The organism is Christiangramia qingdaonensis (genome assembly GCF_048381525.1).
Classification (GTDB): Bacteria; Bacteroidota; Bacteroidia; order Flavobacteriales; family Flavobacteriaceae; genus Christiangramia.
Window position 1 is genome coordinate 1228695 of the sequence record NZ_JBLWIM010000012.1, and the last position, 1544, is coordinate 1230238.

The 1544-nt window shown below is 35.9% G+C and carries 3 protein-coding genes; 2 read left to right on the forward strand and 1 reads right to left on the reverse strand.

Going from position 1 to position 1544, the window contains the following annotated elements:
* Nucleotides 1–96: 96 nt before the first annotated feature.
* A complete protein-coding gene (locus tag ACNI3T_RS10570; protein ID WP_418227755.1) occupies nucleotides 97–444 on the reverse strand; it encodes a hypothetical protein in 348 nt (115 codons plus the stop codon).
* 189 nt (nucleotides 445–633) lie between these two features.
* Between ACNI3T_RS10570 and ACNI3T_RS10575 the strand changes: the two genes are divergently transcribed.
* Both ACNI3T_RS10575 and ACNI3T_RS10580 read left to right on the forward strand, forming a co-directional pair.
* On the forward strand, nucleotides 634–1287 hold the full coding sequence (locus ACNI3T_RS10575) for a DUF2461 domain-containing protein (RefSeq protein WP_418227756.1): 654 nt from the start codon (nucleotides 634–636) through the stop codon (nucleotides 1285–1287).
* Between the two features lie 10 nt (nucleotides 1288–1297).
* Nucleotides 1298–1544: type I phosphoribosyltransferase (locus ACNI3T_RS10580; RefSeq protein ID WP_472272550.1), on the forward strand; the 247-nt coding region annotated here is incomplete at its 3' end.

The following is a 1544-nucleotide window of genomic DNA, read 5'->3' on the forward strand; positions in this document are numbered from 1 at the left end:
AAAAAACTGCAACTTAGGTTGCAGTTTTTTTTATGTCTTACCTTAAATAAAAAAGTCCGGTTTTTCAACAGAGCTTCTTTCCAGGGGGAATTATGATTAATCCGTATAAATTCTCCGATTTATATTCCTGATGACGTCTGCCTTAAAACTCTCAGATTTCAGGCTATCTGGAATTTCTGCTTCCGGTAGTCCTAATAGGAGCATGTGTTCTATAAGGTTTTGTTTGACGCACTTTTCGATTTGTCCCAGCTTAACCCGATAACTAGATTTACGCACGAACATTTCATTATTGTGAAAGATCTTAGTGGTAATGTCCAGATCAATTAAAGGCCCTCTAATTCTTGAAGAAAGGTAGTAGTTGAATTTAGGATCTTTAGCATCTATTAGTGCCATAGCCTTGGGTGCAGGCGCGAAAATATCATCTCCCAGTTTTTTGAAGATCATAATAATGATTTTTACAGGTTGGTCGTATAAATATAAAAGATAGTCAGTCAGATTATTAACGGTATTGAATAAAACTTGAACGTAATAAGCTGTATTCCAATTTTATAAGTAGAAAGCTATCTTGTAGGATCATGATTAACTATTGCAATACCGGTGTTTTTGGCGATCTTTACAATTCAAATATTGTACATGGATTTTAAAAAAATGTTCACTTTTTTAAGAGATCTGAACAAGAATAATTCGAAAGAGTGGATGGACGAACATCGTAAAGAATACTATCATATTCGCGATTCATACATCTTATGGTTAAATGAGCTTGATATAAAATTGGCTAATATTGATGAAGATTATGCACCAACAGAAGGTAAGAAAGCAATCAACAGGATTAACAATAACCTGATGTTTCACCCTAATAAACCAATATACAAGGACCATTTTGGCGCAGGTCTGGATGACAAGCCTGAAAAAGGAGATTTTTATATTCATATAGGGATCAACGGAAGCTTTGTAGCCGGCGGATTTTACCGTCCCAAAAAGTCCATACTTGATAGTATACGTTCAGCTATCGATTATAATGGTGCCGAGTTTAAAGAAATTATCGAAAAGAATTCATTTGTGGAAACATTCGGCGGACTTGTACATGATGAAAAGCTTAAAACCGCACCCAAAGGCTTTGACAAGGATCATCAACATATTGAACTACTGCGGAATAAAACTTTTGCTGTTCAGGTTGACCTCACTCGAAAACAAATTCTGAAGAATGATTTTCAGGAAAAACTGATAGAGATCTATAGGGAGATGCTACCTTTCCGAAAATATTTGAATAAAGCAATCACAGTTTGATCTATAAAATATGGAATTGAAGAATTATATACGCGAGATCGAGAACTTTCCGAAGGAAGGAATAGGATATAAAGATATAAGTCCGCTCTTGCTGGATCACAAGGCTATGAAAGAAGTTGTTGTAAATTTTATTGACAAACTTCCAGACGTAAAAATAGATAAGGTGGTAGGAATGGAGTCCAGGGGATTCTTTTTCGCCAGTCTGCTGGCACAGGAACTAAAGGCAGGCTTCGTTCCGGTTAGAAAGCCGGGTAAAC

Coding starts and splice junctions, on each gene's coding strand:
- ACNI3T_RS10575 (WP_418227756.1), top strand. CDS start 634: ATGGATTTTAAAAAAATGTTCACTTTTTTAAGAGATCTGAACAAGAAT.
- ACNI3T_RS10570 (WP_418227755.1), bottom strand. CDS start 444: ATGATCTTCAAAAAACTGGGAGATGATATTTTCGCGCCTGCACCCAAG.